The sequence below is a fragment of the Pedobacter hartonius genome, from assembly GCF_900107535.1.
GTDB classification, from domain to species: domain Bacteria; phylum Bacteroidota; class Bacteroidia; order Sphingobacteriales; family Sphingobacteriaceae; genus Pedobacter; species Pedobacter hartonius.
Genome location: NZ_FNRA01000008.1, coordinates 203,467 through 219,795 on the forward strand (window position 1 = coordinate 203,467; position 16,329 = coordinate 219,795).

The 16,329-nt window shown below is 42.6% G+C and carries 17 protein-coding genes; 1 reads left to right on the forward strand and 16 read right to left on the reverse strand.

Annotation, left to right across the window (positions count from 1 at the left end; all coding sequences use genetic code 11):
- Window position 1: 1 nt before the first annotated feature.
- Window positions 2-481, reverse strand: coding sequence for a 2-C-methyl-D-erythritol 2,4-cyclodiphosphate synthase (gene ispF, locus BLW16_RS15080; RefSeq protein ID WP_090558082.1), 480 nt, complete (start codon window positions 479-481; stop codon window positions 2-4).
- A 14-nt stretch (window positions 482-495) separates the two neighbouring features.
- The gene (gene porV / locus BLW16_RS15085; protein ID WP_090558084.1) at window positions 496-1,674 is read right to left on the reverse strand and encodes a type IX secretion system outer membrane channel protein PorV; all 1,179 of its coding nucleotides are present in this window, start codon (window positions 1,672-1,674) and stop codon (window positions 496-498) included.
- A gap of 234 nt (window positions 1,675-1,908) precedes the next feature.
- On the opposite strand from porV, the gene BLW16_RS15090 reads away from it, so the two are divergent.
- Window positions 1,909-3,543 carry an SUMF1/EgtB/PvdO family nonheme iron enzyme gene (locus BLW16_RS15090; protein ID WP_090558086.1) on the forward strand — a complete coding sequence of 545 codons (1,635 nt, stop codon included), beginning with the start codon at window positions 1,909-1,911 and terminating at the stop codon, window positions 3,541-3,543.
- 66 nt (window positions 3,544-3,609) lie between these two features.
- Here the strand turns inward: BLW16_RS15090 and BLW16_RS15095 are convergent, their stop codons facing one another.
- From BLW16_RS15095 to BLW16_RS15160, 14 genes are all read right to left on the reverse strand, one after another.
- A complete protein-coding gene (locus BLW16_RS15095; RefSeq protein ID WP_090558088.1) occupies window positions 3,610-4,113 on the reverse strand; it encodes an acyl-CoA carboxylase biotin carboxyl carrier protein subunit in 504 nt (167 codons plus the stop codon).
- Between the two features lie 3 nt (window positions 4,114-4,116).
- Window positions 4,117-4,776, reverse strand: a complete 660-nt coding sequence (locus BLW16_RS15100; RefSeq protein WP_090558090.1) for a DUF4159 domain-containing protein — start codon at window positions 4,774-4,776, stop codon at window positions 4,117-4,119.
- Window positions 4,773-5,477: a 16S rRNA (uracil(1498)-N(3))-methyltransferase gene (locus BLW16_RS15105; protein WP_090558092.1), complete on the reverse strand. Its 705-nt coding sequence runs from the start codon at window positions 5,475-5,477 to the stop codon at window positions 4,773-4,775. Before BLW16_RS15105 ends, BLW16_RS15100 begins: the two co-directional genes overlap by 4 nt.
- Window positions 5,478-5,487: 10 nt before the next feature.
- Entirely contained in the window at window positions 5,488-6,813 is a 1,326-nt protein-coding gene (locus BLW16_RS15110; protein ID WP_090558094.1) for a hemolysin family protein, read from the reverse strand.
- Complete coding sequence (locus tag BLW16_RS15115; RefSeq protein ID WP_090558096.1) at window positions 6,813-7,364, reverse strand: inorganic diphosphatase; 552 nt, start codon at window positions 7,362-7,364, stop codon at window positions 6,813-6,815. The genes BLW16_RS15110 and BLW16_RS15115 overlap by 1 nt, the downstream gene beginning before the upstream one ends.
- Window positions 7,365-7,367: 3 nt before the next feature.
- Entirely contained in the window at window positions 7,368-8,027 is a 660-nt protein-coding gene (locus tag BLW16_RS15120; protein WP_090558098.1) for a DedA family protein, read from the reverse strand.
- Window positions 8,028-8,071: 44 nt separating this feature from the next.
- Window positions 8,072-9,445, reverse strand: a complete 1,374-nt coding sequence (locus BLW16_RS15125; protein WP_090558100.1) for an NADH-quinone oxidoreductase subunit N — start codon at window positions 9,443-9,445, stop codon at window positions 8,072-8,074.
- Window positions 9,446-9,449: 4 nt separating this feature from the next.
- Window positions 9,450-10,916, reverse strand: coding sequence for a complex I subunit 4 family protein (locus tag BLW16_RS15130; protein ID WP_090558102.1), 1,467 nt, complete (start codon window positions 10,914-10,916; stop codon window positions 9,450-9,452).
- Window positions 10,917-10,937: 21 nt separating this feature from the next.
- Window positions 10,938-12,830, reverse strand: coding sequence for an NADH-quinone oxidoreductase subunit L (nuoL, locus tag BLW16_RS15135; protein ID WP_090558104.1), 1,893 nt, complete (start codon window positions 12,828-12,830; stop codon window positions 10,938-10,940).
- 21 nt (window positions 12,831-12,851) lie between these two features.
- Window positions 12,852-13,181 carry an NADH-quinone oxidoreductase subunit NuoK gene (nuoK, locus tag BLW16_RS15140; RefSeq protein ID WP_090558106.1) on the reverse strand — a complete coding sequence of 110 codons (330 nt, stop codon included), beginning with the start codon at window positions 13,179-13,181 and terminating at the stop codon, window positions 12,852-12,854.
- Complete coding sequence (locus tag BLW16_RS15145) at window positions 13,181-13,678, reverse strand: NADH-quinone oxidoreductase subunit J family protein (protein ID WP_090558109.1); 498 nt, start codon at window positions 13,676-13,678, stop codon at window positions 13,181-13,183. Before BLW16_RS15145 ends, nuoK begins: the two co-directional genes overlap by 1 nt.
- A gap of 73 nt (window positions 13,679-13,751) precedes the next feature.
- Window positions 13,752-14,252: a NuoI/complex I 23 kDa subunit family protein gene (locus BLW16_RS15150; RefSeq protein ID WP_090558111.1), complete on the reverse strand. Its 501-nt coding sequence runs from the start codon at window positions 14,250-14,252 to the stop codon at window positions 13,752-13,754.
- A 33-nt stretch (window positions 14,253-14,285) separates the two neighbouring features.
- Window positions 14,286-15,323 carry an NADH-quinone oxidoreductase subunit NuoH gene (nuoH, locus tag BLW16_RS15155; protein ID WP_090558113.1) on the reverse strand — a complete coding sequence of 346 codons (1,038 nt, stop codon included), beginning with the start codon at window positions 15,321-15,323 and terminating at the stop codon, window positions 14,286-14,288.
- Entirely contained in the window at window positions 15,323-16,327 is a 1,005-nt protein-coding gene (locus BLW16_RS15160) for an NADH-quinone oxidoreductase subunit G (RefSeq protein WP_090558115.1), read from the reverse strand. Before BLW16_RS15160 ends, nuoH begins: the two co-directional genes overlap by 1 nt.
- Window positions 16,328-16,329: the final 2 nt, after the last annotated feature.

Consider the following 16,329-nt stretch of genomic DNA (forward strand, 5'->3'; position numbering starts at 1 on the left):
TTTACAATTTTTGAATGAGGCAAACCGCATAGGCCACCACACCTTCTTCTCTTCCGATAAAACCCATCATCTCATTTGTGGTTGCCTTGATAGAAATGTCTTCAACAGGCAAATCAATAGCCTTCGAAATATTTTCCTGCATTTGTGGGATATGCGGATTTATTTTTGGCGCTTCCAGGCAGAGCATGGCATCAATATTACCTATCGTCCAACCCTTTTCTGTGAGCAGTTTTACAGTTTCCTGTAACAGGATCATGCTGCTGATCCCTTTCCACCGCGGGTCAGTGTTCTTGAAGTGAAATCCGATATCCCTGAGGTTTGCCGCCCCAAGAAGGGCATCACATATCGCATGCAGCAGCACATCCGCGTCAGAATGCCCAAATGCCCCCTTGTGGTGTTCAAGCGTCACCCCCCCCATTACAAATGGATGCTGATCTTTTAATTGGTGTACATCAAATCCAAACCCTACTTTAATCTTCATTTTTATAATTTATTTTATTTATCCGCATTTCCAAAATTGAACAGCAGGGAAAATCTTAATGTATTTGCCAGCGGACTATTCTGCGAATTGGCCAGCAGGTAAGAAAAGTTAAGCTCCATCGCTTCATACCTGATGCCGGTACCCAGGGTGAAATACCTCCTGCCCCCTTTTTGAGGATTCTCATAGAAATAACCTGCTCTTAAAGCAAACTTCTTATTGTACCAATACTCCAGTCCTGAAGCAATGTTGATCTCTTTCAACTCCTCAGCCGCTCCTCCCGGTGCATCGGTAAACGAACCAAAGATACCGGATGGAACGGAACGGTCCGGATCTTTACCAGACTGTATGCTTCCGTCGGCATTATATATTGGCTGTGTCGGCACCAGCAATTTATTGAAGTCTAAAGCGATCGTAATTTCGTTCTCTTCATCCAGAATAAAGGTTCCGGCACCACCTATTTTTAAATTCGTCGGTAAAAAATACTCCTCACCCGTATCAGAGTAGCTCATTTTCGTTCCGATATTCGAGATATTCATTCCTGCGGAAAGAATAGCATCATGACCAAGCCAGTAAGTTTGTTTTCTAAAATATGCCGATACATCCACCGCAAGGGATTTCCCAGATCTCGTATCCTGCCCGACAGAAAATTGATTGGTTGCAATATTCGAATTGATGTATCTGACAGCAGTACCCAGAGAAAATGACTCCCCGAACCGACGTGCATAAGTCAGGTCAAAAGCAAATTCATTAGGCGTAACAGTACCCAGGTCCTGCTGATTGGCGTCCATCAGTTGAATCTTGCCCAGTGAAAAATAACGCAGGGAACTTCCGATCGTACTGTTTGCATCAATTTTGTAAAACCCGCTTAAATAACCAAGATTGATATCAGATGCAATATTTTTCAACCATGGGCTGTAAGAAACAGAAAACCCGGAACGCTGTTCAAGAAAAGCAATTTTTGAGGGGTTGATACTCACAGAATTTACATCAGGCGCAATGGCTGCCCCTGCCTCCCCCATTCCGCCAACCCTGGCATCAGGGCTGATCAGCAAAAATGGAACAGCCGTTCTGATGCTATTAAACCTGCTGCCGTTAGTTTGCGATTCAGACAGCGTTTGTGCATCAATTGGACTGCTTATGAACACTAAAAGAAAACCTCCGGATAAAAACTGCAAAAAGCGCTTAAGATTCATTGTCCTTAATTAATTGATTACCTCTTGAAGCCGATCAGCAGCATGATTTAACAGGAGTAATATTATCCAAATATAATTAAATAAGCAATCCAATCATATCAATCAAAAAATTGGAATCCACGAATTCGACAACATGCTGATTATAAGCGATTTTAACATCTTATTGATCAATTGTTTTGGTGCATTGGTTTTTTTTTGTGTAAATTTATGCTCATAATTACCCAACATGATCCTATGGAAAAAACATACTTATATTCATTTGCATTTTTGCTGTCTGTATCCTCATTAATTTCGTGTAAATCTAATAGAAATGCCACTTCAGAAAAAACAGGACTGGCTTATAACAGAGCAGAAAACGGAGGGTTTCAGGTGAACACTAAGTTCAGACGCGGACCGGGCCCGGGGCTGGTTGAAATAGAAGGCGGTGTTTTTGTGATGAGCGGAAGTGCGATCAATATACCAGGTCAGGAACTTAAAGATTATAACCATAAAAGGGAAACCACAGTATCATCTTTTTACATGGATGAAACGGAAGTATCGAACACCAACTGGCTCGAATACCTGAACTGGATCAGAAGGGTGGACCCAACCAATTACGAATATTATTACAATGAACTTCCGGACACTTTAGTTTGGCGCAGGCCTCTTTCCTATAACGAACCTTACGTAGACAACTACCTCAGGCACCCCGCCTATCAGGATTATCCTGTTGTGGGTGTATCATGGGAGCAGGCACAAAGATATTGTTCATGGAGAACAGATATCGTGAATGAGTCACTGCTGAGGGAACAAGGTTATATGACTACCTACAGAGACCTCTACGGCGGGCAGAATAGCAAAAAAGCCAATGCAACAACTACAGCCAAACCTACAGGGCCATTTACGACCGATCTTTACCAAAACGGACAATATGACGATAAAGGCAAAAGGGCAATGAAAGACCTGAGCCCGGCTGCTACAGCCGCAACAGCAAATGGCAAAGCGCAAAAAGGCGGTGCCACAAGGAACGTCAGACTGGAAGATGGTATTTTAAAACAACCTTATCGCTTACCTACCGAGGCCGAATGGGAATATGCAGCCCTGGGCCTTATTGGAAATACAGAATACGAAAACATCAGCAGCAACAAGGTCTATCCCTGGGATGGATTAGGCATCAGTTCTGCCCAGTCTAAAACACGCGGCCTGATCCTTGCCAACTTTAAAAGAACCAAAGGTGACTACATGGGTGTGGGCGGTACGCTGAACGATAAAGGAAGTATTACTGTTCCTGTACGTGCCTATGTTCCAAATGATTTTGGATTGTATAATATGGCAGGAAATGTAAATGAATGGGTATCTGACGTTTACCGCTCAAATACATTTGATGACGCAGAAGCATTAAACCCCTACCGCGGAAATTATTTTCAGGATAAAAAAATTGCCGATCAGGTGACTGGAAGACTGGAAAAAGATAAATACAACAGACCGGTCATGACTCCTGCCATAGCGGGCAGAAAACAAACCTGGGCAGAGAAACAAGCCGCTGTTGCAGGTGCTGCACAGCCGCAGGAAAACGCGGCTACGACTGCGGCTTCGCCAACGTCTACCTATAACGCTGACCAGAGGGGTTACCGTGATGAAGAAAATAAGCTCTACGGCGAGATCACCCTGGTAAACAATAAATCAAGGGTTTATAAGGGTGGTTCATGGGATGACCAGGCACTTTGGTTAAACCCCGCTACAAGAAGGTTCCTGCAACAGGACGAATCTACAGCCGACCTTGGATTCCGCTGCGCAATGACGATGTTAGGTGCATCTGAGATCCATCCTAACGGAAAACGTCAGTTTAAGCCTAAACAGCAGAAACCATTTAATGCCAAAAAACAGTAAAAAATATTTTTAATAAAAGGGGAGCTATCTGTGAGTTGTGCAACAACCACAGATAGCTCCCCTTTTTTATGCAGAAAACTCTATCAGCACCTGGTTCTTTTCTACCTTATCACCTTTACCCACAAATATCTTCTTCACCACTCCGTCAGTTGCCGATTTCAGCATGTTTTCCATTTTCATGGCTTCCAGGACCAGCAGACTGTCTCCCTTTTTTATTTCCTGGCCTTCTGTCACGTTCACATTTAACACCATTCCCGGCATTGGCGCCTTTACTTCCAGAGCCAGTTTACCGGCTACACCGTTAAGCCCCATAGCTTTCAGCAACCTGTCATACTGGTCTTCAATTTCAACATGGTACAATCTGCCGTTTATTTTTACAACAGCCGTTTTCTCCTCCCTGTTCTCCGAAACTACTTCTGCACGATATGACTTGTTCCGGTAAAGAAAATGTAAATGTCCGTCCTTCAGCTCATGTTTGTCCAGTTCAAGGTCTTCCCCCTGAAATTTGAAAGAATCATTTTCCGGTGATAATTCAAAGGCATATTTCTCATTTACTTTTATCCTGTACATCCTTTATTGAGTTAATACGTATTCTACCAAATTAGCACCCATTTTAAGCGCCTGTAACCTCTTATCTGCCGTATCGCCGGGATAAGTACCAAAATCCTCCCAGCCGTTCCCAAGATCGCTTTCAAAAGAATAAAAACACACCATTCTACCTTTCCATATCAGTGCGAATCCCTGGGCAGGTTTACCGTTATGTTCATGTACCTTCGGCAGTCCCCCCGGAAGTTTAAACTTTTGATTGTATACAGGATGACTGGCTGGCAGTTCTACAAATGACAATTCAGGAAACACCTTCCTCATCTGCACACGAATAAACCGGTCTAAGCCATAGTTATCATCCACATGAAGAAATCCCCCTCCGGTTAAATACTTCCGCAGGTTCAGGGCCTCCTGGGTGCTGAAGGTCACGTTGCCATGTCCGGTCATATAAATGAAGGGATAATTGAAAATCTCAGGGCTGCCAACCTCGGCTGTGGCCTCCTCATCTGAAAAATTGGTATGCAGGTTTTGATTACAGAATGCAATCAGGTTGATCAGCGCTGTACGGTCGCCATACCAGTCACCACCGCCATTATACTTTAGCCTTGCCAGCTGGTAGGTGGGTGCCTGATAGCCACTTAATAAAACGACAAGTAAAGAAGATAAGATCAGTAATTTAATGTTCATCTGTTCAGGTAGTTCACTTCAAAACAAGCTGCCAGTGCAGCAGTTTCCGTTCTGAGGCGTGTATTACCTAAAGTTAGTGGTTTAAAGTCATTTTGCAAAGCAATCTGAATTTCATTTGGGCTAAAATCTCCCTCAGGCCCGATAAGGATCAGGCAGCTTTGACCGGGAGAGATAATCTCACTGATAAACCGGCGCGGTTCGCCATCAATACAATGTGCAATCATTTTATGATCTGCCGTGTGGCTGCTGAACAGTTCTTTCAGTGTTAATGCCTCGTTTAAGACAGGGTGATAGGCCTGCAGAGATTGCTTAACTGCAGAGGTGATCACTTTATTTAACCTGTCTTCTTTTACGATTTTCCGTTCAGACCGCTCACAGATCACAGGCGTAATCTGGTCTATTCCAATTTCTGTAGCCTTTTCCAGAAACCACTCCAGGCGATCGATATTTTTGGTCGGCGCCACAGCAATATGGAGATTGTGATTTCTTTTTTGGTATTCTTTTGTAGCTTTTAATACTTGAAGTGAAACATTTCTTTTGGATTCAGCAACGATTTCGGCTTCATATAACCCACCATGACCGTCAATGAGATGGACTATCTCACCTATTGCCAGCCTCAGCACTTTCATACAATGCCTGCTTTCCTCTTCGTTCAGGCTATAATCAGACGAGCTGATGTCCGGCGTATAAAAAACATGCATCTTCAGGCTTTTAGTGGTTGTCTACCATATCATCTTTTTCGATCACCAGCTCCAGCTTAATGGTCTCAATGTTTTGTTCCGTTTTCTTAAGGATAGTAAACAGATATCCGTAACATTCCTCGCTATCGCCCACATCCGGTATTTTGCCAAAAGCATGAGAAACCAGTCCGCCTACGGTATCAAAATCAAGATCCTCAGGCAGATCATGCGGCAGGTGTTCATTTACATCATATACAGTAGCATAGGCATTGATTACAAATTCAGTGTCAGATATCTTTTCTACCGTAGGTTTTTCTTCATCGTACTCATCCTGGATCTCTCCAACAATCTCTTCCACGATATCCTCCAGCGTAACCATCCCGGCTGTACCGCCAAATTCATCAATCACAATTGCGATCTGAATACGCTTCTGCTGCAGTTCACTTAACAGATCATTGATTTTTTTGGTCTCAGGAACAAAATAAGGCTTTCTGATGATGTCTTTCAATGACCATTCCTTATTTCCCGCCAGCAGGGGCAAAACGTCCTTAGCATGAATAATACCGATAATCTTATCGATGATATCGTCATATACGGGCATTCTGGAATATCCTTCAGCAATGATCAGCTGAATGACTTCCTCTTTGGGTGTCGATAATTCTATACCCGAGATTTTGGTACGGGGCACCATGATATTTTTTACAACGCGCTCATTGAAGTCGAACACGTTGCGGATCAGCTCATGCTCATTTGTATCTAAAGCACCGCTTTCCTTTCCCTGATCCAGCAGATAATACAATTCTTCGGTACTATGCACCGCCTCATGACCGCCAACAGTAGAAATACCGAAAATCTTCAGAATGATATTGGCCAATCCGTTTAACAACCAGATAAAAGGCCTGAATACCACATAAAAGATCTGTAATGGCAGGGAGATGAAAAGAGTTGTGGCTACCGGACGCTGAATTGCGATTGATTTCGGTGCCAGCTCTCCGAACACGATATGCATAATCGTAATAAAACTAAATGCAATGATCGGGGAAGCTGTTTTGGAAAAGGATGCGATGAATTCAGGATTTTGGGTAAAGGAAGTTAACAGATTACGTAACAGGTGTTCCATTACTGATTCTCCAACCCAGCCAAGTCCTAGTGATGCCAATGTGATACCCAGCTGCGTTGCAGCCAGGTAACCATCAAGATGTTGTGTAATATATTTAGCAATATTAGCTACTCTATTACCAGATTTAGCTTTAATTTCTATTTGCGACGCTCTGACTTTTACGATTGCAAACTCAGCTGCAACGAAAAAGCCGTTTAAGACGACCAAGAAAAAGGTTAGGAATATCTGAAAGCCCATTAAGAGTTGTTTCTAAATGTACTATTATAAAGTTCAATACTTTCTTCAATTACTTTATAAGCATAAGTAACGCCCATCAGTTTTTCAATGGTTACGTTTTTCATCTCTAAAGCTTTATAATCCTGGAAGAATCTTACAATCTCTTTCATCTGGTGCGGAGGCAGTTCAGATATGTCATTGATATAATTTACCGACATATCATTTTTAGCAACAGCAATGATCTTATCATCCTGCTCACCATTGTCAACCATATGCATTACACCAATCACTTTTGCTTCAAGAAGGGTCAGAGGATAAACGTCAACAGAACACAGAACAAGGATGTCTAAGGGGTCATTGTCATCACAATAAGTTTGAGGAATGAAGCCGTAGTTCGCAGGGTACATTACAGAAGAGAAAAGAACGCGGTCCAGTTTGATTAAATTGGAATCTTTGTCAATTTCATACTTTGCTTTTGATCCCTTAGGGATTTCGATGATAGCGTTTACCGATTCCGGTAAATTGGCGCCTGGAGAAACATTATGCCAGGGGTGATTTGGGTCTATATTCATTTATTATTCAGTGTTAGAAATGTCTTCTTTTGTATTGTGTTCCACCCTCTTTCTCAAAAATGCTATTGCCAGAGGAAGAGAAGTAATCGTAATAAAACCTATGATGATATATAAAAGGTAGTCGTTAATTTCTTTTTCAAATTTCTTGCCAAGAAAATAACCGAGCAAAGTTAAAGATGTTATCCATAAAAACGCGCCGCAAATATTATATAATGCAAACTTTTTAAAATCAAGCTTCACGACACCTGCAAAGATAGGAGCAAATGTCCTTACTATCGGCACAAACCTGCCCATGATCAATGCGAAAGCGCCTTGCTTGTTATAATATACTTCTGCGGCTTTAAGATAGCGCTTTTTAAAAAAAAAAGTATCTTTTCTATGATATAATACCGGCCCTGTTTTTATTCCAAACCAGTATCCGGTAAAATTACCGCAAACAGCAGAAACAATTAACCCAAAAATCAGCAGATAAATATTGACGTCCAGTTTCCCGGTAGCCACGAACATACCGGCCAGGAACAGCAGGTAATCACCCGGTAGAAAAAATCCGAAGAATAAGCCTGTCTCAGCAAAAATGACGAACATTACCACGTAAAAACCACCTTCTTTTAGTAATTTTTCAGGATCAATAAACTGATGTAAGGAAGTCCAGAAATCGTGCATAGTTCAAGTATTCGTAAAACTACAAATAATTTTCCTGAGAATGCCTATATCAAATTTAAAATTACCGATGGGTAAACTCCCAGAATTACAGTGATTACAACAGATAAGATCAGTACAACTTTGTATTGAACAGGCGTGTCCAGATCAACTTCAGAACCCTCTTTGAAGTACATGGCTACCACCACGCGCAGATAGTAGTAAAATCCTACAAGGGCATTTAAAATCGCAAAGGCTACCAGATAGATCTGGTACTGGTTCATCACGTTCAGGAACATCAGGTATTTTCCCATGAAACCACCGGTAAGCGGTATCCCTGCAAGGGACAGCATCGCAATGGTTAGTGCCAGGGCCGCAAGCGGGTTACGCTTGCCCAGTCCGTTGAAACTATTGAAATCATCTCCCCCGGTTTTTTGCTTCACCAGAATCAGCACTGCAAAGGCAGTGATGCTGGCAAAAGTGTAGGCGGCGGTATATAGCAAAACGTTATTGTTTGAAGATGATGTCAGTGTAATTAACGAGAATAACAGGTAACCTACATGCGAGATACTTGAATAGGCCAGCATCCTCTTGAAGTTCTTCTGGAAAAGGGCCGTTACGTTACCGATAAACAAGGTCAGACAAACGATCACCATTAATGGCGGCATCCAGAAATCATGCAGCGGAGCAAACGTTCCGGCAAAAAGGTGGATAAATGCTGCGAAACCTGCAGTTTTAACGATGGTAGACATAAAGGTAGTGATCAGCGATGGAGATCCTTCGTATACGTCAGGTGTCCAGAAGTGAAATGGCGCCGCACCAACCTTAAAGCACATCCCAATCATCATCAGGATCAGACCCGGATAGAACAATGGCGATATAGTCAGGTAATTCCCGATCAGGTATTCATTGATCACACCCAGGTTAAATGAACCTGTGGCACCATAGATCAAAGTAATTCCGAATAACAGGAAGCCCGTGGAGAAAGCACCCATCAGAAAGTATTTCAGTGATGCTTCATTGGAGGCAAAATTATTTTTGCGGATACCGGCAAGGATATAGGATGAAACAGACATAATTTCCAGTCCGATAAATAACATCGACATATTCGTATACGAAACCATCATCACTCCTCCAGAAAGGGCAAATAAGATCAGTGTGTAATATTCAGCTACATTTTCACTATCCTTTGCAAAGTAATTCTCTGTGAGTAAAAAGATAAATGCCGTACCCAAAATCAGCAGCGATGAAAAGGCAATGGCAAAATTATTCATCTGCATCATTCCATAATAAATAGTATTGGAATTCCATGAAGTAATACAGAAGCCCAGTGCAACGAGCAGTCCGGCTAATGTCAGCGGCAGCAAAGCCTTAGTCGCTTTAAACAAACCCGCATAAAGCACTACCAGAGCTGTAACAACAATTGTTATAATGATATTCATTTCCTTATTTTACCGATGTTAATTTTTGATTTACCTGTTCTAATAATTGTTGTACCGAAGCTTCTGACAAATGCAGAATTGGTTTTGGATAAACTCCAAGTACAATGATCAGTGCGCAAATGATAACTAATACTAATGTTTCGGACCCCCTGATATCCTCAAATCCTATCGTGAGGTCATTTGTTTCACCCAGCATGATATGCTGATACATCCTCAGCATATAAACAGCCCCAAAGATGATTGTGAGACCTGCAAAAACAACAGCCCAGATATTGAACTGGTAAACACCCATTAGCAATAAGAACTCCCCAATAAAACCATTTGTTCCGGGCAGGGCGACCGTGCCCAGTACAATAATTAAAAACGCAATGGCCAGCTTTGGTGCTACTTTGGCAATACCGCCTAACTGACTGATCGTATTGGTCTTTAGTCTTGAAAAGATAATATCAAGTACAAAGAACAAGCCTACCACATTGATACCATGACTTAACATCTGGATCATTGCTCCCTGCATTCCCTGTGCATTCAATGCGAATATACCTGCAGAGATCAGACCAACGTGGGCAATAGAAGAATAGGCAACCAGTCTTTTCGCATCTTTCTGGGTAAAAGCAATTAATGAAGCGTATACTATTCCAATGATAGATAGAACTATGGCTGTAGTGCCCCAATCCTGAACACCGGCAGGAACAATTGGAAGTAACCATCTGATCACACCGTAAATACCCATTTTTAACATAATACCCGAAAGCAGCATCGTACCACCGGCAGGTGCTTCCGTATAGGTATCAGGCTGCCAGGTATGGAACGGAAAAACAGGCATTTTTATCGCAAACGCAATAAAGAACGACCAAAAGATCCAGCCCTGCTGTGCAGGATCCAGGCTCAACTGGTAAAATGCCTGTATATCAAAGTTATGTGCGGGGTTTTGCAGATACAGGTAAATAATACCCAGTAACATAAACAGGGAACCCCCGATCGTGTAAACAAAGAATTTCATATTTACGCGTACCCGGTCTTTTCCGCCCCAGATTGCGCAGATAAAGTAGATCGGGATCAGCGCCGCTTCCCAGCCAATATAAAAAAGGAAGGCATCCATTGCGGTAAAAACTACAAGCAGGCCTGCCTGCATAAACAAAATCAGCGCAAAGAATGAAGCCGGTTTTTTATAATCATTCCGGTAGCTCGCCAGGATGATGATCGGGACCAGCACGTTTGTCAGCAAAACAGTAATCAGGCTGATACCATCAATTCCCGCATGGAAATTAATTCCCAGGCTCTGGATCCATGGGAGGTTAACCACGAATTGCTTACTTGCATCCGGTGTGAACTGACAGGTAATTGCAGCTGCAATTGCCAATGAGGCTAAAGCAAAGACCATGGCCACATGTTTTGCGGCATTGCCGGTAAATGCTGTAATCAGCGCAGCAACTAATGGTAAAAATATAAGAAGTAGTAAAACTTGTTCCATTATGTTTTCTTGGACGATCTTTTATAGAGATAAATAAGTATACAATAACAACGAGATGATTCCAACCACCATCATAAAAATATAAAACCCAACGTTACCTGATTGTAACAGCCTGATGCCTTTACTCGCTTCAGATGTGCTCCAGCCCAATCCGTTCACAATACCATCCACGATCTTTTTATCAAACACCCTGTAAAAGAATCCGGATATCGCATCAAGGGGTTTCGTGATCAGCACGTCGTAGATCTCATCAATATAAAATTTATTATAAGAAACCTCAGCCAGCACTCCTCTTTTACCTTCATCTGCAACCGGAACATGGTGCTGTTTAACATATTTGAAGTAAGCAACAATGATAGCGATCACAACTCCTGTAACAGATACTGCCATTAACATATATTCAGTGGCAAAATCTTCCGCGCCAGCAAGATGCGGAATCACAGGAGCAAGCCAGTGCGATAACCAGTGGTGACCGCCGAGTGCTTCAGGAATTCCGATTGCACCGCCTGCTGCCGACAATACTGCCAGGACAATCAAAGGAAATGTCATACTTGATGGAGACTCATGGATCTTTTCCTCCGCATGGTGCGTTCCCCTGTATTTACCAAAGAAAGTAAGAAAGATCATTCTGAACATATAGAACGCTGTAAGCAACGCAGTAAATACAGCGATTGCCCACATTACTTTATTCTGTTCATATACATGTGCCAGGATTTCGTCTTTAGAGAAGAAACCGGAGAATGGAGGCAATCCGGAAATCGCTATCGTTCCGATCAGCATAGTGATGAAAGTAACAGGTAATTTTTTACGCAATCCGCCCATATGTCTCATATCCTGCTCATGGTGCATGGCATGGATCACCGATCCTGCGCAAAGGAACAATAAGGCTTTGAAAAAGGCATGTGTGATCACATGGAAGAAGGAACCGTTATAAGCGCCAACGCCAAGTCCGAGGAACATATAACCCAGCTGAGAAACGGTTGAATATGCAAGTACTTTCTTAATGTCAGTTTGTGTCATGGCTATAACCGCACCCAACACTGCCGTTGCTAAACCGATGATCGCAATTACATGCTGTATAACAGGGGCAAGATCAAAAAGCACATGGGAACGTGCAATCATATAAATACCCGCAGTTACCATTGTTGCGGCGTGGATCAGTGCAGATACAGGCGTAGGACCAGCCATCGCATCAGGTAACCAGGTAAATAAAGGAATTTGTGCCGATTTACCGCAAGCTCCCACAAATAATAATAAGGTAATCAGTGCAATCGTGGAATTTCCCGCAAGCATGTTTCCGGCTAAAGGAAATACCTTGGCAAATTCTACGCTTCCAAAGGTTGTAAAGATCAGGAATACTGCGATCAGAAACCCTAAATCACCGATACGGTTCATTACAAATGCCTTTTTTGCTGCCGCTGCATAACTGGAATTGGTAAACCAAAAGCCAATCAACAGGTATGAACATAAACCTACCCCTTCCCACCCGATGAACATTACGATATAGTTAGATCCAAGAACCAGCAGGAGCATAAAAAAGATGAAGAGATTCAGATAGCTGAAGAACTTACCAAAACCCTCATCATAATGCATGTAACCGATAGAGTAGATATGGATCAGAAATCCGATACCTGTAATGATCAGCAGCATGATAGAACTTAAGGGGTCTATCAGGAAGGAAAGCGGAATATTCAGTGAACCGGCGCTGATCCAGTCGAACAGGAAGATCTCATGCGATTTCACAGGATCATTGCCGAGTGCCAGAAATATACCAATACTTATAACGAAAGAGATGAATATTACGCCACTCCCAATAAAACCGATCAGGTTTTTAGAAAATGTATTTCTTCCCAGACCGTTGATCACAAAGCCCAACAAAGGAATTAAGGGAACCAGCCAAACTAAATTTATCATTTTATAATTTATTCTTAATAATTACCACTTAAGGCGATTCAATACATTAATATCTGTAGACTGTGTATTCCTGTAAACCATCACAATAATACTCAGGCCAACAGCAACCTCTGCTGCAGCCAGCGCCATGATGAAGAATACAAAAACCTGTCCTGATGGATCATTGCTATGTACCGAAAAAGCGGTAAGTAATAAATTAACCGCATTCAGCATCAATTCTACCGACATAAAAATTACGATAGCATTTCTGCGGGTAAGCACCCCTATTACACCAATGGTAAAAATAATAGCACTTAACCAGATGTAATGGTTAAGCGGCACCCCTTGTAAGTCTTGAGTAATGTTTCCCACTATACTTTTTCTTTTTTAGTTAACAATACGGCACCTACCATAGCTGTAAGCAATAGAATTGATGACAATTCGAAAGGCAGCATAAAGGGGCCGAATAATTCTTTACCCAGGTTTTTTACTAAACCCAGGTTTGCGTTCTGCAATACCAGCGGATTGGAGGCAGCTGTGGCCTTTAATGACCCGATCAGCGTAACCACCAGGCAACATCCGGCCACAATTCCCACCACTTTGACCAGTCCGGATTTTAAAGGTTCATTATCTTTATTCAGATTGAGCAGCATCAGTACAAAAAGGAAAAGTACCATGATTGCCCCCATATAAACGATGAAGTTTACTACTGCCAGAAACTGGGCATTAAGCAGGATGTAATGGACGGTGAACGTAAAAAACGTTACGATCAGATAAAGTACACTGTGCACCGGGTTCTTTGCGAAGATCACCATGAGTGAAAAGAAGATACTTAAAAAAGCGACCAAATAGAATACTGATGTACCCATTTATTATTTTTGTTTTAAAGCCGAAAGCGGCAAATGTATAAATTGTTATCTCTGAAGCTAAGCCTCAATTGCTTTATTTTTTTACTAAAGGCTGCTCTACCAGTTTGTCTTTACCATAGATGAAATCCTTACGCAGATAATCTGACGGTACGATAGGTCCATCCAGGTAGATCGCCTCTTTAGGACAAGCTTCCTCGCACAACCCGCAGAAGATACAGCGGAGCATGTTGATCTCATAGACAGAAGCATATTTCTCTTCTCTGTACAATTCCTTTTCCTCAGGTTTGCGCTCAGCAGCAATCATGGTGATCGCCTCAGCAGGGCAAGACAATGCGCAAAGCCCGCAGGCAGTACAGCGTTCCCTGCCGTCTTCATCTCTTTTCAGGGAATGCATCCCTCTCCAGTTGATCGACATTTCACGCTGAACCTCCGGATATCTGATCGTCGCTTCCTTTTTGAAAAAGTGACTGATGGTAATAGACAGACCTTTGGTAAGTGCCGGCAAATAGATCCGCTCTGCAAATGTGAGCGGTTTTTGTATCAATACTTTCTTTTTACTGGTTAATGGTTCCATTCAACCTCCTTTTATATTCCGCAGAGCGGATAGTTAAAACTTTTCTACTATTGCAATCACGATCCCCGTTATGATTACATTTGCTATTGCCAGCGGCATCAGTACTTTCCAGCCCAGGTGCATCAGCTGATCATAACGGAAACGGGGGATCGTCCACCTTACCCACATAAAGAAAAATATGAAGGCAAATATCTTGGCAAACAATACGGCTGTACCGATCAGCGGCCCGATTACCGGACCAACATGCAGCAGCACCCAGTCCATACCCGGATAGTTATATCCCCCAAAGTACAGGGTAGACATCACTGCCGAAGACACAAACATGTTGATATACTCGGCAAACAGGTAAAAACCTAATTTCATTGAGGAGTATTCCGTATGGTAACCACCGATCAGCTCAGTTTCACACTCCGGTAAATCGAATGGCGCCCGGTTTGTCTCTGCGAAAGCACAAACAATAAACAGGATAAAACCCAGCGGCTGATACAATACGTTCCAGTGCCAGCCGTGTTGTCCTTCCACAATTTCTTTCAGGCTCAGGGTATTTGTTACCAGCAGTAAAGCAATGATAGAAAGCCCCATTGCCACCTCGTAACTAATGTTTTGAGAAGCCGCACGGATAGCGCTTAACAGCGAGTACTTGTTATTAGAAGCCCATCCACCGATCATCACGCCATACACACTCAGCGAAACAACACCGAAAATGTACAATACGCCTACATTAATGTCGGTAACCTGCAAAGGAATAACCCTGCCGCCCACAGTAATTGCACTTCCCCATGGAATAACCGCAGTACCAATACAAGCGGTAAGCATAGCCAGACCAGGGCCAACCATGAATAACCATTTATTAGAATGGGTAGGGATGATCTCTTCTTTCATGAACATTTTCAGCCCGTCAGCCAGCGGCTGGAACATTCCTGCCGGGCCTGCACGGTCAGGCCCAAGCCTGTCCTGTAAAAATGCAGCAACTTTTCTTTCCGCATATGTAGAATACATAGCGATCACTAAACTTATACCAAAAATGATAGCTACAAGTATAAATTTTTCTATTACAAATGTGATATCCATTAGAATTTAGCGGTTTTTTCCAATTCAACTTTGTTAGCTTTCTGTAAACGCAGGTTTTCCTGAATAACAGGTAATGGGATCATCGTTTCGTAGTGGTTTGATGAGATTACCGAAGCATCGCTGATATGCGTTGGGTGTTCAATCACCCAGTCATCAGTTTTCTTTCTATCGAAACGACAGGTATTACAAATGAATTCTTCTACTTCACCATAAATATCTTTTCTTGCAGTAACCCGTAGGACATCGGCTCCTTTATACCATAAAGTAACTTTACCACTGCAAGTCGGGCAGTCCCTGTGCGCATCAACCGGCTTGGTAAACCAAACCCTGTTTTTGAAACGGAATGTTTTATCTGTTAATGCACCAACCGGGCAAACGTCAATCACGTTTCCGGAGAAATCATTGTCAACCGCTGTCTGTATATAGGTAGAGATCTCAGAATGGTCTCCCCTGTTCAGGATACCGTGAACACGCTTATTGGTAATCTGATCGGCAGTGAACACACAACGGTAGCACAAAATGCACCTGTTCATATGCAGCTGGATCTTATCACCGATATCTATTCTCTCGAAAGTACGGCGTTCAAATTCATATCTTGTTTTCTGTAAACCGTGTTCATAACCGAGGTTCTGCAGGTCACATTCTCCCGCCTGGTCGCAAACCGGGCAATCCAGCGGGTGGTTGATCAGCAATATCTCTACTACTCCTGCGCGCGCTTCCATCACTTCAGGAGAAGTGATGTTCTGCACCTCCATACCGTCCATTACCGTAGTACGGCATGAAGCTACTAACTTAGGCATGGGTCTCGGGTCCTTTTCAGAACCTTTGCTCACTTTCACAATGCAGGTACGGCATTTTCCGCCGCTGCCTTCCAGCTTGGAATAATAGCACATTGCAGGAGGCACAATATCTCCCCCAATTTGCCTTGCAGCATTCAGGATCGTTGTTCCGGGCTCTACTTCAACAGTTATCCCGTCTATGGTTACCTTAACTTTTTCACTCATTG